Annotated in this window: 22 protein-coding genes and 1 tRNA gene; 6 read left to right on the forward strand and 17 right to left on the reverse strand. The window is 69.2% G+C overall.

Going from position 1 to position 23288, the window contains the following annotated elements:
- The 3 genes from DEJ02_RS11350 to DEJ02_RS11360 are packed head-to-tail and all read left to right on the forward strand — an operon-like array spanning position 1 to position 2845.
- Entirely contained in the window at positions 1–906 is a 906-nt protein-coding gene (locus DEJ02_RS11350; protein WP_111033158.1) for a hypothetical protein, read from the forward strand.
- Positions 894–2186, forward strand: a complete 1293-nt coding sequence (locus DEJ02_RS11355) for a hypothetical protein (RefSeq protein ID WP_111033159.1) — start codon at positions 894–896, stop codon at positions 2184–2186. The genes DEJ02_RS11350 and DEJ02_RS11355 overlap by 13 nt, the downstream gene beginning before the upstream one ends.
- Positions 2183–2845 carry an ABC transporter ATP-binding protein gene (locus DEJ02_RS11360; RefSeq protein WP_111033160.1) on the forward strand — a complete coding sequence of 221 codons (663 nt, stop codon included), beginning with the start codon at positions 2183–2185 and terminating at the stop codon, positions 2843–2845. The genes DEJ02_RS11355 and DEJ02_RS11360 overlap by 4 nt, the downstream gene beginning before the upstream one ends.
- A 382-nt stretch (positions 2846–3227) precedes the next feature.
- Here the strand turns inward: DEJ02_RS11360 and DEJ02_RS18310 are convergent, their stop codons facing one another.
- The 5 genes from DEJ02_RS18310 to DEJ02_RS11385 form a co-directional block, all read right to left on the reverse strand.
- Positions 3228–3683 carry a hypothetical protein gene (locus tag DEJ02_RS18310; RefSeq protein ID WP_146249273.1) on the reverse strand — a complete coding sequence of 152 codons (456 nt, stop codon included), beginning with the start codon at positions 3681–3683 and terminating at the stop codon, positions 3228–3230.
- A gap of 490 nt (positions 3684–4173) precedes the next feature.
- The gene (locus tag DEJ02_RS18315) at positions 4174–5106 is read right to left on the reverse strand and encodes a hypothetical protein (protein ID WP_146249274.1); all 933 of its coding nucleotides are present in this window, start codon (positions 5104–5106) and stop codon (positions 4174–4176) included.
- Positions 5107–5450: 344 nt separating this feature from the next.
- A complete protein-coding gene (locus DEJ02_RS11375) occupies positions 5451–5876 on the reverse strand; it encodes a hypothetical protein (protein ID WP_111033163.1) in 426 nt (141 codons plus the stop codon).
- Positions 5869–6360: a hypothetical protein gene (locus DEJ02_RS11380; protein ID WP_146249275.1), complete on the reverse strand. Its 492-nt coding sequence runs from the start codon at positions 6358–6360 to the stop codon at positions 5869–5871. The genes DEJ02_RS11375 and DEJ02_RS11380 overlap by 8 nt, the downstream gene beginning before the upstream one ends.
- Before the next feature lie 101 nt (positions 6361–6461).
- Complete coding sequence (locus tag DEJ02_RS11385) at positions 6462–7304, reverse strand: hypothetical protein (RefSeq protein WP_146249276.1); 843 nt, start codon at positions 7302–7304, stop codon at positions 6462–6464.
- Between the two features lie 434 nt (positions 7305–7738).
- On the opposite strand from DEJ02_RS11385, the gene DEJ02_RS18480 reads away from it, so the two are divergent.
- Positions 7739–7897, forward strand: coding sequence for a hypothetical protein (locus DEJ02_RS18480; RefSeq protein ID WP_181440335.1), 159 nt, complete (start codon positions 7739–7741; stop codon positions 7895–7897).
- A 272-nt stretch (positions 7898–8169) separates the two neighbouring features.
- On the opposite strand, the gene DEJ02_RS11390 is transcribed toward DEJ02_RS18480, so the two are convergent.
- The 3 genes from DEJ02_RS11390 to DEJ02_RS11400 form a co-directional block, all read right to left on the reverse strand.
- A tRNA-Pro gene (locus DEJ02_RS11390) sits at positions 8170–8243 on the reverse strand.
- Positions 8244–8326: 83 nt separating this feature from the next.
- A complete protein-coding gene (locus tag DEJ02_RS11395) occupies positions 8327–8962 on the reverse strand; it encodes a hypothetical protein (protein ID WP_146249277.1) in 636 nt (211 codons plus the stop codon).
- Positions 8959–9789: an endonuclease/exonuclease/phosphatase family protein gene (locus tag DEJ02_RS11400; RefSeq protein WP_111033167.1), complete on the reverse strand. Its 831-nt coding sequence runs from the start codon at positions 9787–9789 to the stop codon at positions 8959–8961. The genes DEJ02_RS11395 and DEJ02_RS11400 overlap by 4 nt, the downstream gene beginning before the upstream one ends.
- 70 nt (positions 9790–9859) lie before the next feature.
- Here DEJ02_RS11400 and DEJ02_RS11405 point away from each other — a divergent pair, with 70 nt between their 5' ends.
- Together DEJ02_RS11405 and DEJ02_RS11410 are read left to right on the forward strand one after the other, a co-directional pair.
- Complete coding sequence (locus DEJ02_RS11405; RefSeq protein WP_111033168.1) at positions 9860–11335, forward strand: hypothetical protein; 1476 nt, start codon at positions 9860–9862, stop codon at positions 11333–11335.
- 65 nt (positions 11336–11400) lie between these two features.
- Positions 11401–13530 carry an ATP-dependent DNA helicase RecQ gene (locus DEJ02_RS11410; protein ID WP_181440336.1) on the forward strand — a complete coding sequence of 710 codons (2130 nt, stop codon included), beginning with the start codon at positions 11401–11403 and terminating at the stop codon, positions 13528–13530.
- Between the two features lie 234 nt (positions 13531–13764).
- On the opposite strand, the gene DEJ02_RS11415 is transcribed toward DEJ02_RS11410, so the two are convergent.
- The 9 genes from DEJ02_RS11415 to DEJ02_RS11455 form a co-directional block, all read right to left on the reverse strand.
- Positions 13765–14286, reverse strand: coding sequence for a hypothetical protein (locus DEJ02_RS11415; protein WP_017885892.1), 522 nt, complete (start codon positions 14284–14286; stop codon positions 13765–13767).
- Positions 14287–14425: 139 nt separating this feature from the next.
- The gene (locus DEJ02_RS11420; RefSeq protein ID WP_111033169.1) at positions 14426–15052 is read right to left on the reverse strand and encodes a hypothetical protein; all 627 of its coding nucleotides are present in this window, start codon (positions 15050–15052) and stop codon (positions 14426–14428) included.
- 114 nt (positions 15053–15166) lie between these two features.
- The gene (gene der / locus DEJ02_RS11425) at positions 15167–16687 is read right to left on the reverse strand and encodes a ribosome biogenesis GTPase Der (RefSeq protein ID WP_071405612.1); all 1521 of its coding nucleotides are present in this window, start codon (positions 16685–16687) and stop codon (positions 15167–15169) included.
- A 109-nt stretch (positions 16688–16796) separates the two neighbouring features.
- A complete protein-coding gene (gene cmk, locus DEJ02_RS11430) occupies positions 16797–17492 on the reverse strand; it encodes a (d)CMP kinase (RefSeq protein ID WP_111033204.1) in 696 nt (231 codons plus the stop codon).
- Positions 17493–17686: 194 nt separating this feature from the next.
- A complete protein-coding gene (locus DEJ02_RS11435; RefSeq protein WP_111033170.1) occupies positions 17687–18799 on the reverse strand; it encodes a prephenate dehydrogenase in 1113 nt (370 codons plus the stop codon).
- Positions 18800–18857: 58 nt separating this feature from the next.
- On the reverse strand, positions 18858–19646 hold the full coding sequence (locus tag DEJ02_RS18690; RefSeq protein WP_228501111.1) for a pseudouridine synthase: 789 nt from the start codon (positions 19644–19646) through the stop codon (positions 18858–18860).
- Positions 19647–20925: 1279 nt separating this feature from the next.
- Complete coding sequence (gene scpB, locus DEJ02_RS11445) at positions 20926–21615, reverse strand: SMC-Scp complex subunit ScpB (RefSeq protein ID WP_244993436.1); 690 nt, start codon at positions 21613–21615, stop codon at positions 20926–20928.
- Positions 21605–22408 (reverse strand): ScpA family protein, encoded by an 804-nt coding sequence (locus DEJ02_RS11450; protein ID WP_181440337.1) that lies wholly within the window; start codon positions 22406–22408, stop codon positions 21605–21607. Before DEJ02_RS11450 ends, scpB begins: the two co-directional genes overlap by 11 nt.
- Positions 22392–23267 carry a ParA family protein gene (locus tag DEJ02_RS11455; protein ID WP_017885900.1) on the reverse strand — a complete coding sequence of 292 codons (876 nt, stop codon included), beginning with the start codon at positions 23265–23267 and terminating at the stop codon, positions 22392–22394. Before DEJ02_RS11455 ends, DEJ02_RS11450 begins: the two co-directional genes overlap by 17 nt.
- Between the last annotated feature and the right edge of the window lie 21 nt (positions 23268–23288).

Consider the following 23288-nt stretch of genomic DNA (forward strand, 5'->3'; position numbering starts at 1 on the left):
GTGACGAAGCAACAGATCACGGCAATCGCGGGCCTGCTCCTGTTGGCAATGCTGTTGACGGTCTTGATCGGGGTGTTCGACGCTCGCCGGCGTGTCATCGCCGCGGAAGGCAACGACCTCCGTACGGGCCAGAGCGCGTGGGTGACCGCGACACTCGACGAGCTCGAGCGTGCGCGGAGCGCGTTCGAACCGGGGACGAAGGTGTTCGTGGGTCTGGACGGTGACGTCCGCGCCGTTGCGATCCTGTCCGGACGGTGGACAGACGTCCCACTGCACGACGGGCACGCACTGACCGGGCGCCCCGGCGAAGCCCTCGCCGGCGCTGACGTTGCCGTCCGCGACGGGGACATCACCGTCGATGGCAAGACCTACAACGTGGTGGGGCGACTCGGCGTCCGGGCCGACAGTCTGCTGTCCGACGAAGTGGTCCTCGCTGATCCGTCGCGGTTTTCAGCGTCACCACAGCGGCTCCTCCTGGACGGCCCGAGCAGCGCCCACAACTACAGCGCGCAGTTCCCCGGCAGGAGCATCGAGATCATCGACGACGGCACGAACCGCAGGACGAACGTCGACGCCGTGTCGCCGGTCCTGGTCGCGCTCGGGGCGCTCGTCATCATGCTCATCGCCGTGGTCGCAGGTCTTCAGGCCGGACGATGGGAACTCCGCGCCGCCGCCGTCCGCTTCACCACCGGGATCCGACCGCTGAACACCCTTCGCAGCGCGGCCGTCAGAGTCGCAGTGATCGGCACCGCCGCCTGTACGACCGCCCTCACGGGCGCGGCGGTCGTCAAGCAGACCACCATCCTCGACCTCGACGTCACCACCGCAGTCGTCGCGGTCGGAACCGTCGTGCTCGCTGTCTCCGTCGCTTCGTTCTTGCAGGGAACCCGACGATGGAACTGCTGAACGACCTCCGGTCCAACTGGACGATCATCGTCGCCAAGATCGTCCTGCTTGTGCTGCTCGCACTCTGCTGGTACAACGTGGCGTCGTTCACCCAGTCCACATCGCGGGCGGTGGCCCAGGGCCTGTCCGCTGATGCGGATGTCGACCTCTACACGGTGGTCGACGATCTCGGCCCGGATGCTTTCGAAGCGATCCGGCGAGACCAGCACGCGGTCGACGCAGTCGCCTCGTTCGCCGACCGCATCGATGACGAGCCCGGATTCGACTTCATCTCCTCGTACGACCAACCCGTGACCGTCCAGGACTTCCGCGGCGACGACCGCTTCGACATCGGTTACGGCACCGAGTACACGCTCAAGGGGAAGTACCAGGACGAGTCCGGCAGGACCGTTCAGGACATCAAGTCCATCCAGCTCAACGAGACCGCGTACGAGTTTGCGGGGCTCTCCGTGCAGGACGGCGTGCCGATCGAGTGGAACGCCGTCGACTGGGGATCCGGCCGGATCCCAGTGCTGCTCGGCAACGAGTACCGCGGCGTGTACGAGCTCGGAGAGCGACTCACCGGAGCGGTCATCCTGCAGGAGCAGGAGCTCGAGGTCGTCGGATTCCTCGAACCGAACAGCGCCATGTACTTCCGCGGTGAAGCGAACCACTACCTCGACGACACCGCCATCGTGCCCTACCCACCGACACTCGCCGGACTCGACCGAGCAGCACTCGACAGACTGGATCCCGAGCTGTTCGGACGCCTGGTGTTCCAGGTGCTCAACGCCGATCTCGCCGTCGATCACAGCCTGGATTTCGGGGACGTCGTCGCGCGTCTCGACGCGATCGGAGACGACACCGGCTTCCGGTCGTACACGTTGCTCGGAGTTCCGACCTACCTCGTGCAGCTCTCCCTCGTCCGCCAGCTCATCCAGGACAACCTGGTGCTCGTCACCGCGCTGCTCGTCGTCCTCACCGCGGGCGTGGGCATCATCACGGCGTTCCTCCACCGGCTCCTGCATCACCGTCGAGCGCCAGTGGCGCGGGTGCACCATCTCCTCGGGAGGAGCCCGGATGCCACGAACCGACGGTTCCGCGCCAGCCGTCTGACCGAGTACACCGCCGCGCTCGGGCTGTTCCTCGCGATCAGCGCGCTACTCCCCAACGACAGTGCGACGGCTCGACTCGGCGCCGGCACCGCCCTGCTCCTCTGGTGCGTGGCGGACGGCGTACTCGGTCGACGAGCCGTCCGCATCGAACTGGCCACCCAACGCCGAAGAGGTACCCCACGATGATCGTGCTGCGCGACGTCTCGAAGACCATCACCGAGCCCGATGGATCGACCCGAGCGCTGTTCGACCGACTCGACTTCGACCTTCGCGAAGACGATCGCTCGGTCTCGGTCACCGGGCGCAGCGGATCCGGCAAGAGCACGCTGCTCCGGATCCTCGCCGGCCTCGACACCGACTTCGGCGGGACATACGAGCACGACGGGCACGTGCTCGAGCGCACCCCACGCAGGATGGCGGCGCACCGACTCCGACACATCGGCATCGTCACCCAAGACCACAGCCTCCTCGGCGACCGCAGCGTGCTCAACAACGTCCGGCTCGGCGTTCCTGCTCGCGCTGACTCCGCCGCCCGAGCACATGAGGCTCTCGAGGCGGTCGGCATCAGCCACCTCGCTGGCAAGCGCCCACGACGACTGTCAGGAGGAGAAGCGCAGCGCGTCGCGATCGCTCGAGCCATCGCGAAGCGCCCCGCCGTCGTCCTCGCCGACGAGCCCACCGGCGCACTGGACGAGACGACCGAAGACGACGTGCTCGCCCTCTTCGATCGGCTGCAGCAAGCAGGAACCAAGTTCGTGATCGTCACCCACAGTGAGCGCGTTGCACAGCGATGCGGACGTCGACTGCAGCTACAACACGAGCAGCTCATCGCGCGCGACGCGTGACGGACTGGAGGTGGGCCCCACCAGCAGGGACCGGCGCACCGCGCCAGCGGTCGCGCTCCGCTGGCTCAACCCGCTGCGTACGTTGCTGATTTCGAGCAGCACGCGGCCCCAACACGAAGAGAACTGATTTAGCCGCGGCGGCGGCGACCGCAGCGGCGAGCAGAGGCACGCACGACGTGACGCCCGTGCCGCTGCGATGACGGCCACGACGAACAACTCAATGGTCACCGGGCCGAGTATCCGGCCAACGCAGAGTCGATGCGTTCGCCGCCCCCCACTTGTACTCGGCCGTTGTCCCGTCAGCCGATCGCCAACCGAGATCGACTCGAGTGAGACGACGTCGAAAGTCGAATAGGTGAAGCCTCTGGTGGTCAACAGCCAGTCATCCGCTCGCTTTTCGGCCGGTCAGAACCACCCAAAGTTCGCCGACGGTCGAAATCCAGTACCTCGCCCCCCACGATTCGTGGCGAAGTTCCATGTTGACCGTACTCACTAGGACGTGCCGGGACTGAACTTCGTCATCGCGGGCGTGCTTAATCTCGTTCTCGTCCGCGCTGTAGCGACCCTCGTTGTGCTCAATGAAGTCTGCATAGTCGAGCTGAGCTTCAAAGACATCGAGCGACTGCGCCCAGACGCGATGCGCTGCAATCACTCCTTCCGACCCATAGGCGCTCACGATAGCTCGTATCCTCACTCGGATCGGTCGCGGCGGACGGTCCGTGTTTCTGCGCGGTGGTCCATCGATGTAGTCCGGGTCGTCAGTCTCAGTACGGTCATAAGCCTCATCGACCACCCACAGCCCAAAGTGCTCAACATGCTGTACCAGTTCCAGGTACATTTCCGCCCTCTTAGCCCGATCATCTCGCTTCCGCTGCTGCGAACCAGTCGCCGCCGGTACTACAACCGAGAGCAGGGAAATGAGCACAGCGGCAACTGCCAAGGTGGGTGTGAGCCGATCGCTGGCTGATGTAGCCGCCAGAGTCATAGCGTGAGGCACGAGCATTGTCGAAGCCTACGTCGATGTCTGGCGATCATCTCGCGACTCGGACGGATCCGACGCGGATAGGCAAGCGACATCACCCGACGGTCCCCTTGCAGGATGCTCCGCCGATGCATCGCGACTCATCAATCGTCGCGGATGGGGTCCGTGGGCACGTAGGAGTGATGGTTGATCCTGAGCGCCAGCGACCGCGCCGTCGGGAGTCCGCTGACCGCCGCCCCTACCCGCCTCCTGCGGCGCTTGGTGGCCGTATCCGCTTAGCAGTGAGAGGGGGTGGGGCCGTGTTAGCGACAGCCAGACGCCGCCAGCAGCGCCAGCCACGAAATGCTTACGCCGTCCTATGGAGGATCCGTGCTTCGGCTTCGTTTTTCCCGATCACGCTGGCGACGTGCGCGACGCCGAGAACAGCGTTCATCCGAGAGTACTGCCGCCCACGCCCCACGGCGTGAGCGCTTCCGTGTCGGTTGAAATTCGATGGGACGGGACCGTCCCAAAAGCTTTCGTAGATGCTTTGTAGTTGTGTGAGGTGGAAGAAGTTCCGGAACCCGCCTGGTTGGTCGTCGGCGCCAGGCTTGTGGACCCAGCGACGCTGCTCCTTCTGGGTGTAGGTCTTCTGCACGATGGTGTCGAGGATGCTGGCGGCATAGGACTGTCCGAGGTCGGCGTAGCCGTTCCTGATGCCGTCGATCGCGCGTCGAGTGGGCTGAACGAAATTGTTCATCTCACTTGAGGTGACGTCGCTGAGGAGGTCCTCGCACGCGTTGAGGACGTTCATCCAACGTCGACCGTAAACAGCCCGGCGCTGGGCCGGTGTTTCAGCAGCAGCGACTAGCTCGAGTGTTCGCCGGTCAGGCACCCACGCGATCGGAAGGCCCTCCTGCATCCAGAGGCTCCATGCTTTGAGGTCGTACGCGATGTCAGCGTCAGCGATGTTGGGCGGTAGGGCAGCTCGCCGGAGCTGTGCGATGTCGGGGAGCGAGATGCGCGTGCTTGCACGCAGCGCCTCGAAAAAGCTGCCCATCGTCCACTGCGAACCGGCTCCGATGGGCAGCTTGGGTGAGCCGAGAGTTGGCTTGAGTGCGGTTGCAAGAACCTCCTGGCGTCCGGCGTTCAGCGCAGCGTTGTAGACCGCCGATCGGATAGTAACGACAGGCGGCGAGGACACGGCGTGGGTCAGGTTCAGCTTCGCTGGCTTCACCATGTCGACCCACCTCTGCGACCGCAGCGGGACTGACCACGACCAGGGCTGGTTGTTCGACATACTCGGACGGTACCGATAAGCGGACGTAACAATTCATGGTCGCGAGCAGCGCGCGGTCTGTTGAACACGACTACCGGCCCTGTGAGCAGTCGCGCTCGGTCAACGATCGTCTTGTGCGACAGCATCACAGATTGGTCTACAGGGTGGTGCGTACGGCAAATGCCGTCCGGGCACAATCTGGCGCCGGAGGCTCTATGGCGGACACTAGGCGTTCGACCCAGCTCGGGCCTCGGGATCCTGGGAGGAACGCTAGGCAAGTGATGCTCGTGATGCCGATTTCAGCTTCCCGCTCGACCTGGGCAGCAAGGCCTGTCAGAAACGTTGACCTTTCTCGCGCAGACTGATCAGAAGTCGAGAACGAGCCCCCCGAATTCACCCGAATACTGCACTGCGGTGTCTCCCACCTTCACCTTTGAATCCTTCGGGTCGAGCATCTGCTGCAGGCGCCGCTCGTCCGACCGCAACGTCTCTTCTTTCGTGCCCGTGATGCCCGCAAGCGCGCCCAGCCCTAGACCGGACTGACGTGACCGGAAGGTTCTCGCGACAGACAGTCCCGGCTCGACGCGGACGATCTTGAGGACTGTCTTCGCGATGTCCACGGACCCGATGACCTCGTGGGTCTCTGGATCCTCAATGTCGCGCCCGATCGGATCCAGAATGGCGAACTTCATACCAACCTCGACACCGTGCGTCGCACCCTTGTTCAGCGCTAGGTCCGTGCTATTGAGAAGCTGCGCCACCTTCGCCCGGATCCCCTCGTCGTCACTCATCGTTGTCGTCCTCCCGAGGCTCCAACCTCATTTTGTTCAAGCTGTACCAGGCCGCCGCGACGTCATCGTGCTCATCCTCGAGGCCAGAGAGACGCCAGCTCAGCTCCCCTACGGATCGCTTCGTCGTGGGCGCGGTACCGTCCTCCACTGCGGCCTCAGCGATCTGCGTCGCCTGACGTAACTGGCCAGCGATTCGCCTATGGTGCCGGAGTTGCAGCTCAAGGGCATCAGTACTCGGTTGCCCTCTTGAGAACAGAAATGCCGATGCTACCTGGAAGAGACCCGAGATGCCCACGAAGACGGCGCTCTGCGAACCCGACGGAGGCGTCTTCGTCGATGCCAAGAACGCGATCAGCGCTGCGAACCCAATACCCATGGCCAGGGTCAGCACGCCAAGCAGCACGAACCGTCGACGACTTACCCAAGCGAGGAAGCGCGAACCAGATGACTGCACAGGAATAGCGTAGCGATCGAACGGCATCACGACCCAATCCGGTGACGATGCTCTCCCGGCTAATCTGCCCGCGCGAGCATACTGACCTGACCCTCATAGACTTAAAATACGTAGCCAACCCTAGGCGGAAGTTAGGGGTTCCCGGTGCCGTCCGGATCGGGCTCAGCTGTAGGCGACAAGTTGCCCTCCTGACCAGCCTGCTGACTGACTACCCAGTTCTCAGTGATCTCGTTGACCTGTTCCACGACTGAGGGCCTCGCTTGGTCATCGTCTTCGGCCTGCCAGTTGGTTGCGTCGGCCTCGGGCTTCGCCACGCGCTGCTCGTACCACTCCAGATCGGCACGGTCTTTTTCTTCGCCGGACCGCGTGAAGACACGGAGACCCGAGAGTCCCTCCGTCCACTGCTGCATCGTCCGTTCAATCGCGGACAGGGATTTCCCGACGTGGTGTGTGGTCTTGACTCCTACGTTTCGGGTCGGCACTAGCGTATTCCAGTCGATCACAAAGGTCTCGTCTGGCAGTTTCTTACCGCTGGAGTCATGCGAGTGCACAGTGATCTTGTACACCTCGTTCAGTCCGGCCTTGAATCGATCTGGCCCCCAATCGAACAAGGTCTCCCAAGTCTGCCCCGGCACAAGCGCAGGTAGGCGATCGAATAGCTTCAACTCCTCCGGGGACGAGGCGCGCCCCCATGCTCGCCGCATAGGCTGATCGACGGTAACGGTGATATCCCGCGCTGTTGTAGTTCCGAAATTCTTGAACACGAGCTGCAGCATCGACATCTCCACTTCGCGAAGGACCTCGAGGTACACGGCGACGTACGGACGAGTCTGCTCATCGCGGCTTCGGCGCGCTTCTCGGACCTGCTGACCAGCGTAAATCGCAGCGACCACAGCAACGACGAGCGTTCCGACGGCACCGAATGCCTGCCACTCATCGGTAGTCGGTGCCCATCCGAGACGTACGGCGTTCACGCTGGCGCCACGGGACGTACGGCGTCAACGTTGCCGCCACGGCACGAACGTCTAGCAGAGCAGGTCGTCTGGATGGCGTGGCGAGGAGTTGCGCCAGTGGATGGCCTGGCCACGCTCAGCCACCCCTGCTGGGATCGAAGGGCTGGCTACCGTCTTCTACTGGGCCCCTGCGTGCTGATGACATCCCATCACCCTACGAGAGGTCGGGGTGCCGCGTGATGTTCAGAGCTGAATGCGACCTGGCTGAACGCCTCCGGTCCAGAGCGGCTCGCCGACGCCGAACTTCAAGGTCCCAGAGCTTCCGGAAGGCTCGCGTCGGCATAGGCGACGCCGACCTCGACCATCTACAGCAATTCGAGGTTGAGACCGATACGGGTCACCGTTATCTGGTCATCTACGAAGGCCCACCGCTCGGATCTCCCTCGGACTCGAAGGTGACGAGCGCCGATGATGGCCACCTGGTCGGCAGTGTCCGGTTTCTTGGCACAGGCATGCCTGGCGCGATCAACTACCGGCACAAGAAAGCCGGCGCGCTCCTCGCGGGCGGTAAGCAGTTTGATCTGTGGAACGCCGTGCAGTCCCTGTTGCAGTGACGGTGACGGCTTCCTGCTGACCGGATAAGCGACTAGCAATCGGCCACTTGCGGCGCTGTTTAGCGTGTCCGATAGCCGGTCCTCCCACGGACCACGGTGTCCAAATCGGACTCGAACCGGACGATCCGGAGCAGACTCGTGTCGCACATAGGTGGTCCGCTCATCGTCGCAGTGTGGGTACCCTATGCGGGCGACCCAACGACAGCCCCACGAACGAAGAAGCCCACCGAGATCCTCGGTGGGCTTCTGCCGTCGTGTCAGACACGTTTCGGTCGGGCTGACAGGATTTGAACCTGCGACCCCTTGACCCCCAGTCAAGTGCGCTACCAAGCTGCGCCACAGCCCGCGAGTTCCGAAGAACTCAGGATCCCGGAGGATCCTCGCCCACGTCCGACCGGAGCGCGAGCGACCGGTCCAGCATAGCGGACGTCAGACCCCCTCCGTGCCACGGCGAGTCGGAGCAACGCGACCCGAACGACACGCACATCCCGGCCGCACCACCTCGCGCCGCGCCGCCAACCACGGCAACCCGAGCCCGACGAGCAACCCACCGGCCCCGTCCGCCGCCAGGTCCCCGATCGTGTCGTCGTACCCGACGAAGATCTTCGAGTCGACGAAGTTGTGCCCGAGCCACTCCCCCATCTCCCACACGGCCCCGACCGCGAGTCCCGCACACAGCGCGAGCACCGCGACGACCACCCGGCGCTCGGCGTGCGGGGCCGGCACAGCGCGCAGGTCGGCACCGATGACGTAGAGCACCGCCGCGAGCAGCCCCGTCAGCACGACGTGCATGAACTTGTCCCACAGGAAGACGGTCGTGTACCACTCGAGCACGCTCGACCACCCGGCGAGGAGCACGAGCACGCACACCGCCACGTCGAACGCCGGCCGCAGCCCGAGCATCCGCGGCACCACGACGCCGAGCAGCGCCAGCGCCATGACCGGGAACGCCGTCCCGCCCCACCCGACAGTCGCCACGACGACGCTCACGAGCGTCAGCGCCCGCACCACGTCGGCCACCAGGAACCGCGGCCGCAGGAACGTCGGTCCGAGCGTGGCGATCACGACGCCCACCGCACGACCGCGTGCACGGCGGCGTGGTCGGACGGCCACACGCCGCCCGGCCGCCGCACGTCCACGGCGACGCGGTCCACCTCCGCCTCGGACGTCACGAGCACCCCGTCGATCCGCCGGCCACCGACGCGCGGACTCCCGTAGTGCGGGTACGTCCCGTAGGGCTCACCCACCTGCCTGGAGGCCCGCCCCCAGCTGTCCTCGACCCCCGCCTCCGCCAGGGCTCGCCATGGTGCGGAACCGGCGGGGCTGTTCCAGTCGGCCATGACCACGGCGGGCAGGCCGCGCTGCCGGATGATCCGGCCGAGCAGTTCGGCGGACCGCAGTCGGGCCCACGGCGAGGCGACGTCGAGGTGGGTGGCGATCGCCAGGAACCGGATGCCCGTCGCGCGGTCGTCGACGACGGCTCCGACGGCGTGCCGGGGGAAGGACGTGGCCCACGACCGCGAGCCGGGGCGGTGGGGCGCGCGGGAGAGCGCCCAGGTGCGGCGCTCGACGACGTCGAGGCGGGAGCGGTCGAGGAACAGGCCGACCTGTTCGCCACCGCCGCGCGCTCCCCGTCCGGCCAGGACGGGCTCCCAACCCGACCCCAGGCCGTCGGTGAGTTCGTCTGCCTGCGCGGGCAGGGTCTCCTGGACGGCGAGGACGGTGGGCGCTTCGGACGTGACAAGCGCGAGCACGGCGTCGCGGCGGCGCTCCCAGGCGTCCGGGTGGGTCGGCTGTCGCGGCACGCGGCGACGCACGTTGAGCGTCATGCAGTGCACCTCGGGCGACCGGACCGGTCCGATGAGCGGGCGGTCGTCGGGGTGGTGGGGCATGCCTCCCTTCTACGAGACGACACCCGTCGGATTCCCAGGGACCTCTCCGTCTGGCTCGTATGGTGGCTCGATGCGTTCTCGTTCCACCCCTCGTCTCCTGGTCGCGATCGCGGTCTCCGGCCTGCTGCTCGGAGCCGCCGGGTGCACGTCGAGCGGACCGGATACGAGCCGCCCGACGCTGGCGAAGGCCTCGGCCGACACCGTCACGGTGGCCGACGCCTCGGACGCCGCCGCCCGGTCGGTCCGCGTCAGCAAGGCGCTGTTCGCGAGTGCCCCGGGAGCGGTCGTCGCCCGGGCCGGCGACACCGACGGGATCCGTGATGCGGCGAAGGCTGCGGCGAGCGCCCACGTCCCGGTGCTGCTGACGGCCAAGGAGACGAGCGCCGCCGTCGCCCGCGAGCTCGACCGGCTCGGTGCCGACTGGTACCAGGCCGAAGGTGATGTGTCGCTCGACACGGACGTCGAACAGCGGCAGGCGCCGGACGGCGGTGACGCGCCGGAGTCGACCCGGGCCTCCCGGCAGGCGACCGTGGTGGTGGCGGACGCGAGTGCGGACGCTGCTGCCGTGGCGACCGCGAAGGCCGCCGGCGCTCGCGTCGTGACCATGCCGAAGGGCGTGACCGACCCGGCTGCTGCACCCGACGTGGTGACCGCGCTGCACGAGCGGGCGAAGCACCCGACCGTCCTGGTCGGTGCGGCGTTCGACGCCCTGCCGGATCCGGAGTGGACGGTGCGGGCGGCCGAGGGCGGGTTCCAGCTGCGGAACGGCGGCCAGCGGCCGTTCGACGGGCACCGGTACGTCGCGCTGTACGGGGCTCCCGGGGCGCCTGCGCTGGGCGTGCTCGGCGAGCAGGGGCCGAAGGAGACCGTGCAGCGTGCCGAGCAGGTCGCGAAGCCGTACCGGGCGGAGTCCGACGAGCTCGTGACGCCCGCGATGGAGGTCATCGCGACCGTCGCCGCGGGGGACGCCGGAGCCGACGGCGACTACTCGACGGAGCTGCCGGTGTCGACGCTCGAGCCCTACGTCGACGCCGCGCACGAGGCGGACATGCCGGTCATCATCGATCTGCAGCCCGGGCGGTCGGACTTCCTGTCGCAGGCCAAGAAGTACGAGTCGCTGCTCAAGAAGCCCGGCGTCTGGCTGGCGCTCGACCCGGAGTGGCGGCTGACGAAGGACCAGGTGCCCCTCGAGCAGATCGGGAGTGTCTCGGCGTCCGAGGTGAACGAGGTGTCCTCGTGGCTGGCTGGACTCGTGCGCGACGAGGGGCTGCCGCCGAAGGCCCTGGTGCTGCACCAGTTCCGGCTGTCGATGATCCAGGACCGCTCAGCGCTGCAGACCCACCCGGAGCTCGACATGCTCGTGCACGTCGACGGGCAGGGGTCGCAGCCGGACAAGCAGGCGACGTGGAAGGCACTGCACCAGGGCGCGCCGGAGGGGCTGCACTGGGGCTGGAAGAACTTCTACGACGAGGACACGCCCATGCTGACGCCCGCGCAGACCATGCAGCAGGTGCAGCCGACGCCGTCGTTGGTCACCTACCAGTAGGGAGCTTCTCCACAGCTTGGAGGCGCGACCTGCGTTACGTCGGTCGGTGCTGACAGCATGGGGGCATGGAAACCACCGCCCCGCCTTCTGCAGACATCGCCGCCGAGGCGCAGCAGGCGCTCGCTGCGCTCACGGGGCGCCCCGACGCGGTGTTCCACCCCGGCCAGCTCGAGGCGATCTCGGCGCTGGTCGAGCACCGGCAGCGCGCCCTCGTCGTGCAGCGCACCGGGTGGGGCAAGTCCGCGGTGTACTTCCTGGCGACGCTGCTGCTGCGCCGACGCGGGGGCGGCCCGACGGTCCTGGTGTCGCCGCTGCTCGCCCTGATGCGCGACCAGGTCGCCGCCGCCGCGCGGGCCGGTGTCCGTGCGGTGTCGATCAACTCCGCGAACGCCCACGAGTGGGGCGAGACCCAGGCTGCCCTCGCCCGTGACGAGGTCGACGTGCTCCTCGTCTCCCCCGAGCGCCTGAACAACCCGAAGTTCCGGGACGAGCAGATGCCGACCCTGATCGCCCGGATGGGCATGCTCGTGGTCGACGAAGCACACTGCATCTCGGACTGGGGCCACGACTTCCGGCCGGACTACCGTCGACTGGCCGAGCTCATCCGGTCGCTCCCCCACGGCGTCCCCGTCCTGGCGACCACCGCGACGGCGAACGAGCGCGTGGTCGAGGACGTCGCCGAGCAGCTCACCGCCGGCCCGGCCGACCCGGTGTTCACGATCCGCGGGTCCCTGGCCCGCAAGTCCCTGCGCCTCGGCGTGCTCACGCTGCCCGATGCCCGGCAGCGGCTGGGGTGGCTCCTCGCCCATCTGGGTGACCTGCCCGGCAGCGGCATCATCTACACGCTCACCGTTTCGGCGGCCGAGGACATCGCACGGCTGCTGCGCGACAACGGGTACGCCGTCCGTGCCTACACGGGGCGCACCGACACCGACGAGCGCGAACAGCTCGAACAGCAGCTCAAGGGCAACGAGCTGAAGGCCCTGGTCGCCACGAGTGCGCTCGGCATGGGGTTCGACAAGCCCGACCTCGGGTTCGTCGTGCACGTCGGAGCGCCCTCGTCGCCCGTCGCCTACTACCAGCAGATCGGTCGTGCGGGTCGTGCGACCGACAACGCCGACGTCCTGCTCCTGCCCGGGCGTGAGGACCGCGAGATCTGGCAGTACTTCGCCAGCGCCTCGATGCCGACCGAAGCCCGCGCCGCCGCCGTGCTCGGTGCCCTGTCCACCGACACCGCGATGTCGACCGTGGCGCTCGAGGGCCTGGTCGACATCAAGCGCTCCACCCTCGAACTCCTGCTCAAGGTGCTCGACGTCGACGGAGCCGTCCGACGCGTCACCGGCGGCTGGGTGTCGACCGGGCAGCCGTGGGAGTACGACGCGCCCCGGTACGAGCGGGTCGCAGCGGCCCGTGCTGCCGAGGCCGCGTCGATGCTCGACTACGAGTCCACCTCGGCCTGCCGCATGCAGCTGCTGCAGCAGGACCTCGACGACCCCTCGGCCGAGCCCTGCGGCCGGTGCGACAACTGCGCCGGGGCGTGGTTCCCGACCGCCGTGTCCGACACCGACTCGTCCGGAGCCGCGGCCGCACTCGACAAGGTCGGCGTCGAGATCGCCCCGCGTGCCCAGTGGCCCTCGGGGATGTCGTCGCTCGGGGTCTCGGTGCGGGGCAAGATCGGCGCGGACGAGCTCGTGCAGCCCGGCCGTGCGGTGGCGCGTCTGACCGACCTCGGCTGGGGCGGTCCACTGCGCGCACTGTTCTCGCCGTCCACCCCCGATGCCCCGATCTCGCGCGAGCTCGTCGACGGCTGTGTCCGGGCGCTCAAGGACTGGCCGTGGGAGACCCGTCCGACCGGCGTCGTGGCGATGTCCTCGCGGTCACGGCCCGAACTGGTGGGGTCCCTCGCCCAGGCGCTGTCCACCATCGGGCGGCTGCAGTTCCTCGGCACGCTCGGCCGTGCCGGCGGGACCCCTCGTGGCGACGGTGCGACGAACAGCGCCTACCGACTGTCCGGCGTGTGGGACACCTTCGTGGTCGATCCGTCGCTCGCCGCCGCCCTGCAGGCGCACGAGGGCCCGGTGCTGCTCGTCGACGACCTGGTCGACAGCCGGTGGACGATGACCGTCGCCGGTCGGGAGCTCCGACGCGCCGGGGCCTCCGCCGTGCTCCCGTTCGCCCTGGCCACGGTCGCGTAGCCCGACCGCGCCCGTCTCGCACCACCGTTGCGACACTCCACGCGTCGATCGACGCGTGTTCTGTCGCGGAGCCGATCCAACCGCGTGAGCGTCGACGCCGAACGACACTACCGACGTCGTACGACACCGACATCGTCGCTCCTGGGCGTACACAACAGCCCGCGCCCGCAAGAAACGACACCACCGACGTCGTACGACACCGACATGGTCGTTCGGCGTCGACCTGCCGGAGCCCTACCGCCGCGCGGGCTTCGGGAACGTGGCCCGCATGTGGTCGCTCGTCAGCACGTCGCCGATGCCGACCATGAGCACCGAGAACAGGATCTGCTCGATGACCATCCAGAACGGGTAGAGCCCGGGGATCGCCGCGACGATCAGCGTCACGATCGGGAAGATCCGGCTGAACAGCCGCAGCCGCTGGTACGCCCAGTAGTACCCGAGCTGCGCACGCCAGGCGAACACGTAGAGCGTCAGGGTGATGAGCAGCACCACGGTGGACCGGAACCACACCGCCCACGACAGGGACTCCCCCGCGCGGGTCAGCAGCACGGCGACCACGATGGCCGTGAGTCCGACGACCGTCTCCGCGACGAGCAGCCACCGGATCCACCGGAACGAGCGGACGGTGTCGGGGTGTTCGAGCATGTCCTCGCGGATCACGTACCCGGACTGCCGACCTCCGGCCAACCGGTCGAGCCGCAGACGGCACCACACGCGGTCGGCGAGCACACCGAGTCCGTCGTTCTGCTGCGTCACCAGTACATCGTGCCCCATCCCGGCGGTGGCGGCGGACGCGGCACAGGCACGAGCACCGATGCGGAACGACACTGTCGACGTCGGACGACCACGACAGTGTCGTTCGGCGTCGGTTCAGCACGCCCCCAGCGCGCCCCGCTCAGTCCGACGGGACGAGTGCCGCGCCACCCAGCACGGTGCCGGTGTCGGCGTCGAGCAGGACCAGGGAGCGGACCTCGTCGGGCAGTGACCACGGGTCGCTGAGCACGACGGTCAGCCCCTGTTCGACCCCGGCAGCCTGGAACAGGTCGTAGGACTCCCCGGCCGGCGTCCACACCGGCTTCGAGCCACCGCGCACCGTCCCCGCGGACAGCACGACGTCGACCGGGCCGTCCCCGCCGGTCTCCAGGTGGTCGATCTCCACCGAGAGCGTCTCGTCATCCGTGTTCCCGGCGATCCGCACGTGCCCGGAGGCCGCAGCACCGATGCCGACGATGTCACCGGAGACCGGAGGGACGCGACGCCACCACGGGTCGATGGGCGAACCGTCGACCGGACGGACGGGTTCGGGCTCGATCGGTTCCTCGAGGCCGTCGGAGGGCGGCAGTCGGACGTCGGGCGACTGCGCCGGCTCGGAGGGCACGGAGTCGGCACGGGTGACCGAGTCGCCGTCGTCCGGTGCGTGCGAGATCGTCCACAGGGACACCGAACCCACGACGACCACACCGACGAGGACACCCACCAGGGCGAGCCGACGTCGGTCCGCTGCCCACGGCCCGGTGCCCACGCCCCCATGATGCCGCACCGGCGCGCCCGACCGGCCCCGGGCCTCCAGGCCGAACGCGAACGCAGAACGCGCCCCGACGGATCGAGGCGCGTTCTGCGTGACGGGCGGGAGGGCTCAGCGCTTCCGGCGCTCGCGCACCCGCATGTTGACGTTGATCGGCGTGCCGGAGAAGCCCCAGACCTCGCGGAGGCGACGCGTGATGAAGCGTCGGTACTGCGGGTCGAGGAACGCCGACGTGAAGAGCACGAAGGTCGGCGGCTGGCTCGACGCCTGGGTCCCGAACAGGATGCGGGGCTGCTTGCCGCCGCGAACGGGGTGGGGGTGTTCCTGCACGAGCTCGGCGATGAAGGCGTTGACCTTGCCGGTCGGGATGCGGGTGTCCCACGACTCGAGGGCGGTCTCGAGCGCCGGCACGAGCTTCTCGAGGTGGCGGCCGGTGCGGGCGGAGATGTTCACGCGCGGGGCCCAGGCGACGTGCGCCAGGTCCTGCTCGATCTCACGCTCCAGGTAGCGGCGTCGCTCGTCGTCGAGCAGGTCCCACTTGTTGTAGGCCAGCACGAGGGCACGGCCGGACTCGAGGACGAGGTCGATGATTCGGAGGTCCTGCACGGACACCGGCTCGGTGACGTCGAGGACGACGACGGCGACCTCGGCCTTCTCGAGCGCGGCCGTGGTGCGGAGCGAGGCGTAGAAGTCGGCGCCCTGCTGCATGTGCACGCGCTTGCGAATGCCGGCGGTGTCGACGAAGCGCCACACCTTGCCGCCGAGCTCGATCTGCTCGTCCACCGGGTCACGGGTGGTGCCGGCGATGTCGTTCACGACGACCCGCTCTTCACCGGCGGCCTTGTTGAGCAGCGAGCTCTTGCCGACGTTCGGGCGGCCGAGGATGGCCACGCGGCGGGGGCCGCCGACCTCCTGCTTGGCGACGGCCGAGGTGTCGGGCAGCGTCTTGATGATCAGGTCGAGCAGGTCCGCGACGCCACGGCCGTGCAGGGCCGACACCGGGTGCGGCTCGCCGAGCCCCAGGTTCCAGAGTTCGTAGGCGTCGAGTTCACGGCGCTCGTCGTCGGCCTTGTTCGCGACGACGATGACGGGGCGGTCGGTGCCGCGGAGCATCTTGACGACGTGCTCGTCGGTGGCGGTGATCCCGACCGTGACGTCCACGACGAACAGCACGGCGTCGGCGAGGTCGATCGCGACCTCGGCCTGCGCGGCGACGGAGGCGTTGATGCCCTCGGCGCCGGGCTCCCAGCCGCCGGTGTCGACGAGCGTGAAGCGCTTGTCGTTCCAGTCGGCCTTGTAGCTGACACGGTCGCGGGTGACGCCGGGGACGTCCTGCACGACGGCCTCACGACGACCGAGGATGCGGTTCACGAGCGCGGACTTGCCGACGTTCGGGCGGCCGACGATCGCGAGCACCGGGTAGGCGGGCAGGTAGTGGACGCCGTCCTCGCCGACCTGACCGGCCTCGAGCAGGGCGAGGTCCTCGTCCTCGAGGTCGTACTCCTCGAGTCCGGCGCGGAGCGCGGTCGCGCGCTGCTCGGCCTCGGCCTCGTCGAGTCCGGCGAGCCGCTCGCCGAGGGCGTCGTCGTACCGGGGGAAGTCGTCGTTGTCCGGGTTGTCCAGCTGAGCCATCTTGGGTTCCTCGCGAGCGGCCGGGGCCGCGGTGTCGGTGGCCGTTGCCGGCCGGGGCCGGGGGTCCGGCCGTGGTGTGACCAGGCGGCCGAGGCCGTCCGGTCGTGCGTCAGTGCGTGGCCGCGCGGGCCAGGTCGACGACCGCCCGCACGGTCTGGTCGAAGTCGAGGTCGGTGGAGTCGAGCGTCGTGACGCCGTCGGCGGCGTTCATGAAGTCGACGACCTTCGCGTCCGCCGCGTCGCGACGAGCGAGTGCTGCGGAGGTCTCGGCGGCCGACTGGGTCGTGACCTCTGCCGAGCGTCGGGCCATTCTAACCGACTCGTCGGCCGTCAGCAGGATCCGGACCTCGGCGTCAGGTGCGACGACCGTGGTGATGTCCCGGCCCTCGGTGATGATGCCCGGGGCGTCGGTCTTCCGCATGACGTTGCGGAACAGCTGGACCAGCCGCTTCCGGACATCCGGGAGCTTGGCGATGTGGGCGACCGCGCCGGTGACGTCGGGGGTGCGGATGGCCTCGGTCACGTCGGTCTCCCCCACCTTGACGTAGTAGTCGTCGGGGTCGGTGCCGATGGCGTAGTCGAAGGTGTCCCAGCTCGCCAGGACCGCCGCGGCGTCGTCGAGGTCGACCCGCTGCTGCAGGGCGTGCCACGCGAGTGCACGGTAGGCGGCGCCGGTGTCCTGGTAGCCGTACCCCAGGGCGCGGGCGGCTGCACGGGAGACGCTCGACTTGCCGCTGCCGGCGGGGCCGTCGACGGCGATGACGATCTTCGCCACGTAGGCGCCGTCGGCCAGGCCGGACGGCATCGGGGCGCTGGTCGAGCCGGGCTCCCCGCCGGGTTCGCCGAGGCCACCTGCCGGGCCCCCGAGTGCTCCGCCGTCGCCGCTGCCGCTGAGCGGGCCGCCGGCACCGCCCTGGCCCGGGGTCGGGAGGCCGGTGTCGGGCCCGTCCGGTCCGCCGGTCACACCGGAGTCGTTCGTCGCTGCGTTCGTGTCGTCGTTCAGGCCCATGCTGCTGCGATCCTCCATCCGCGCCCCTCGAGTTCCTCGACGAGTCGCTGTTCCTGCTCGGGCAGCACCGACACCTCGACGATGCCGATCTGTGCGCCCGGTGAGTGCTCGAGGCGCATGTCCTCGAGGTTGATGCCGATCTCCCCGATGAACGTCAGGAGTGCGGCGATCTGCCCGGGGGTGTCGTCGACCAGGACGACCACCTGGGCGAAGCGCTTGGTGGTGCCGTGCTTGCCGGGGAGCCGTTCGACCCCGCGGTTGCCGTCGGCGATCGTCTCGGCGATGGTGCGCGGCGAACCGGCACCGTCCGGGTCGCCGAGCGCGTCGATCACGCGGGACAGGTCGTCGCGCAGGTCGGTGAGCACCGGCCGGATGTGCCCGGCGTTCGCCCCGATGATCTGCACCCAGAGCCCCGGGTCGCTCGCGGCGATCCGGGTGACGTCGCGCACGCCGCCACCGGCCAGGCCGAGCGACCCGTCGGGGGCGTCCCGCAGGCGCGAGGCCATCAGGGTCGACACGAGCTGCGGCGCGTGCGAGACGTACGCCACGGCGAGGTCGTGCGACTCGGGGTCCATCGGCACGACGGTGGCGCCGACGTCGAGCGCGAGGTCCTCGACCACCGCGGCGCGCTGGTACGTGATGCCGTCGTGCCCGGCGATCACCCACGGGCGACCGACGAACAGGTCGGCGCGGGCGGCGGTCGGACCGCTGCGCTCGCGTCCGGCCATCGGGTGCGACCCGATGTAGCGGGAGACGTCGGCCCCGGCCGCCACCAGGGCGGCGAGCGGCCCGGACTTCACACTGGCGACGTCGGTCACCACGGCGTCGGGGTGGGCGGCGAGCTCACGCTCGACCACCGTCGCGACGACGTCCGGCGGCACCGCGACGACGATGAGCTCCGGCTGGTCGCCGACGGCCGGTCGACGCCCGGCGCCGTAGTCCACGGCGAGCGCCAGCGCGGCGGGCGAGACGTCGTCGAGGACGACGTCCACGCCCTTCTCACGCAGGGCGAGACCGATCGAGGCACCGAGCAACCCGGCACCGACGATCCGGACCGGGCCGCGCAGACGGCGGTCGATGTCGGTCGGGGTCACGTCGGTCACCGGGCAAGCCTACCGATCGAGGCCCGGGCATCGGTCGATGCCCGGGCCCCGGGGTCGGTCAGTCCGCCGACTCGTCCTCGTACTCGTCGTCGTCCTGGTCGAGCGCGACGTCGCGGTCGTCACGAGCGGACGGCTTCGCGTCACGGACGGTGCTGAGCAGCTTGCCGACCTCGACGGTGCCGAGCTCGCGCATCTTGCCCGGCGGCAGGCTGCCCAGGTGCAGCGGTCCGAACGACCGGCGGACGAGTTCGAGGACCGGGTGGTCGACCGCCTCGAGCATGCGACGGACGATGCGGTTGCGGCCGGAGTGCAGCGTGATCTCGACGAGCGACTCCCCCCGCGAGGACTCGAGCAACCGCACCTTGTCGGCCTTGATCGGACCGTCCTCGAGCTCGACGCCCTCGGTCAGGCGCTGCACCACGGCGGGGTTCACGTTGCCGTGGACCTTCGCGATGTACGTCTTCTGCACGCCGAACGACGGGTGCGCGAGCACGTGTGCCAGGTCGCCGTCGTTCGTCAGGACGAGCAGCCCGGAGGTCTCGGCGTCGAGACGGCCGACGTTGAACAGACGCTCCTCGTAGCGGTCCACGAACTCGGTGAGGTCGCGGCGACCGCGCTCGTCCTGCAGGCTCGAGACGACGCCGGTCGGCTTGTTCAGCACGATGTAGCGCCGCGACGAGTCGATCTGCACGGGCACGCCGTCGACGCTGATCGCGTCCTTCTCGGGGTCGACGCGACGCCCGAGGGCGTCCACGACCTCGCCGTTGACCGTCACGCGGCCCTCGACGATCAGGTTCTCCGCGACCCGGCGGGATGCGACGCCGGCAGCGGCGATCACCTTCTGCAGGCGCTCACCCTCTGCCTGGAGGCTCGGCTCGGCCCCGGCAGGAGCCGTTCCGTCCGCCGCGTCCCAGTCCTCGATGATCGGCCGTTCGGGCGTGCCCTCGGCCGGGTTGCCCCGGTCGTCGCGCTGCCCGCTCGGCTTCGGCGTGGTGCGGTCGCTGTTGCGGACGCTCGTGGTGCCGCCGACGTAGCGGCGGCCGTTGTGCCAGACGCGGCTCTGCTGGCCGTCGGGAGTCCGGCGGTCGTCGCGGCCGCGGTCGTCGCGCCGGTCGTCGCGGGGAGCGGAGCTGCCACGGTCGTCGCGACCCCGGTACCCACCGCGGTCGTCGCGGGGAGCGGAGCTGCCACGGTCGTCGCGGCCGCGGTACCCACCACGGTCGTCACGCGGAGCCGAAGCACCACGGTCGTCCCGGCCGCGGTAGCCACCGCGGTCGTCACGCGGAGCGGAGTTGCCACGGTATCCACCGCGGTCGCCGCCACCGAAACGGTCATCGCGTCCTCGGGAGCCGCCACGGTCGTCACGCGGCGCCGAAGCCCCACGGTCGTCACGGCCGCGGTAGCCACCACGGTCGTCACGCGGAGCCGAGTTGCCGCGGTACCCACCACGGTCATCGCGGGGCGCCGAGCTCCCACGGTCGTCGCGACCCCGGTAGCCACCACGGTCGTCACGCGGAGCCGAGCCCCGGTAGCCACCACGGTCGTCACGCGGAGCCGAAGCCCCACGGTCGTCGCGGCCGCGGTACCCACCGCGGTCGTCACGCGGAGCCGAGTTGCCGCGGTAGCCACCACGGTCGCCGCCACCGGAACGGTCATCGCGACCGCGGTACCCACCACGGTCGTCACGCGGCGCCGAAGCCCCGCGGTACCCACCACGGTCGCCACCGCGGTCGTCGCGCGGCGCGGAAGCCCCACGGTCGTCGCGACCCCGGTAGCCACCACGGTCGTCACGCGGAGCGGAGTTACCCCGGTAGCCACCACGGTCACCGCCACCGGCACGGTCGTCCCGACCCCGGTACCCACCACGGTCGTCACGCGGCGCCGGAGCCCCGCGGTACCCACCACGGTCGCCGCCGCGGTCGTCGCGCGACGGGTACCCGCCACGACGGTCGTCGTCACGCGGCGGGCGTGCGCCCCCGCGGTCGTCGCGACCGTACCCGCCGGAGCGGCCACCGGCACTGGAGCCGGCCCCGCCGCGTGCGCCGGCCGGGCGGCCGGAGCGATCCGGGCCTCCCGAGCGTCCGTTGCGGTCGTCTCGGTCTCGGGGCGCGCCGCGCCCCCGGTCGTCAAACCCTGCCATCGGGGATCCCTTCGTTCTGCTCGAAGCCGTCCGCACCGTCGTCCAGGAGGGGCGAGATGAGCGGCAGCTCGTCGAGCGAGTTGATGCCGAGCTGCTGCAGGAGCAGGTCGGACGTGACGTAGTTGATGGCGCCGGTCTCGGCGTCGGTGAACGACTCCTCGATGAGGCCGCGTGCCACCAGGGTTCGGACGACACCGTCGACGTTGACGGCGCGGATCGCAGCGATCTGCGAGCGGGTGATCGGCTGCTTGTAGGCGACGACCGCGAGGGTCTCGAGTGCGGCCTGCGACAGCCGCGAGGGGCGCTCGGCCTCGACGAACTGCTCGACCACGGGGTCCAGGTCGGCACGGACGTAGAAGCGCCAGCCGCCACCGACCTCGCGCAGTTCGAAGCCGCGGCGGATCGTGCCGTCGACGCCGTCGAAGTCCGCGACCAGGCGTTCGATCGCCTGGCGGACGGCGGGGACGGGCGAGCCGACGGCCGCACCGAGGGCGACGAGTGACTGCGGCTGGTCGGCGATCATCAGGATGGCCTCGAGCTGCCGGTCGATGGGGATGGCGGGGTGAGCCTGCGACGCGGCGCGCTCGTGGATCTCGTGCTCGATGGCGCGTGCGTCGGCCATCTCGTCAGCGCCGCCGGGTTCGGCGCTGGACGTGTCGTGCACGTCATCCGTCATAGTCGGCTCCCAGGTTCGCGAGGCTCTCGTCGGACCAGTCCTCGGCGGTCCACCGCAGTGTCAGCTCCCCGAGCGGCTCGAGCTGCTCGAACGAGATCGACGCGTTCCGGTACAGCTCGAGGATCGCGAGGAAGCGAGCCACCACGATACCCGTCTGGTCGACGCCCGCGACCAGTTCACGGAACGAGACGCCCTCACCATCGCGGGTGCGCAGGATCGAGACGACGATCGCGGCCTGTTCGCGGATGCTGATGAGCGGGGCGTGCAGGTGGTCGAGGCCGACGGACGGGATCTCCCGCGGGGCGAAGGCCAGCGCGGCCAGTGCGGCGAAGTCCTGCACCGACAGGGTCCAGACGAGCTCCGGCGTCCGCGCGCGGAACCGCTCCTCGAGCCGGACGCTGCGGACGTGCCGGCGCGATTCGACGCCCCAGCGCTCCCCGAACCAGTCGGCGGCCTGCTTGAACGCCCGGTACTGCAGCAGCCGGGCGAACAGCAGGTCCCGGGCCTCGAGCAGGGCCACGTCCTCGGCGTCCACGAGCTCGCCCTGGGGCAGCAGCCCGACGATCTTCAGGTCGAGCAGCGTCGCCGCGACGACCAGGAACTCGCTGGCCTCGTCGAGCTCGTCGGCGGACTCGGCCTGCCGGACGTACTGGATGAACTCCCCCGTCACGGCACCGAGTGACACCTCGGTGATGTCGAGCTCGTGCTTCGTGATGAGCGACAGCAGGAGGTCGAACGGTCCGTCGAAGTTGGCGAGCCGGACCCGGAACCCCGCGTCAGGCGACGGCGCCACGCTGGACGAGCTCTCGTGCGAGCTGCCGGTAGGCGTGGGCGGCAGGGTGGTCCGGCGCAGTCTGCGTGATCGGGCGTGCGGACACCGTGGCGTCCGGGAACTTCACGGTGCGGCCGATGACGGTGTCGAGCACGCGGTCGTCGAAGGTGTCGACGACCCGCTCCATGACCTCACGGGAGTGCAGCGTGCGCGAGTCGTACATGGTCGCCAGGATGCCGTCGAGCTTGAGCGCCGGGTTGAGACGGTCGCGCACCTTGTCGATCGTCTCGATGAGCAGCGCGACACCGCGGAGCGCGAAGAACTCGCACTCGAGCGGGATGAGGACGCCGTGCGCCGCCGTGAGGGCGTTCACGGTGAGCAGGCCGAGCGACGGCTGGCAGTCGACCAGGATCACGTCGTAGTCGTTCGCGACCTTGCGCAGCACGCTCGCCAGGATCTGCTCGCGGGCGACCTCGTTGACCAGGTGCACCTCGGCCGCGGACAGGTCGATGTTCGCCGGGATGACGTCGAGGCCGGGGGTGTTCGTCGGCTGGATGACCTGGTTCGGGTCCTTCACGGCGCCCATGAGCAGGTCGTACACGGTGTGGATGTCGTGCGTCCGGACGCCGAGACCCGCGGACAGCGCGCCCTGCGGGTCGAAGTCGACGGCCAGGACCTTGCGGCCGTACTCGGCGAGCGCAGCGCCCAGGTTGATGGCCGTCGTGGTCTTGCCCACGCCGCCCTTCTGGTTGCAGAGCGCGATGATGCGGGCGGGTCCGGTGCTGTCGAGCTCCTCGGGCACGGGGAAGTCCCGGACGGGACGCCCCGTCGGACCGTGGGTGGTCGCGCCGGTGGGGTTGGTCGTCGGGTTCGGGCTCACCCCGTCATCGTACCGGCGACC

The sequence above is a fragment of the Curtobacterium sp. MCLR17_042 genome (assembly GCF_003234695.1).
In the GTDB taxonomy this organism is placed as follows: Bacteria; Actinomycetota; Actinomycetes; order Actinomycetales; family Microbacteriaceae; genus Curtobacterium; species Curtobacterium flaccumfaciens.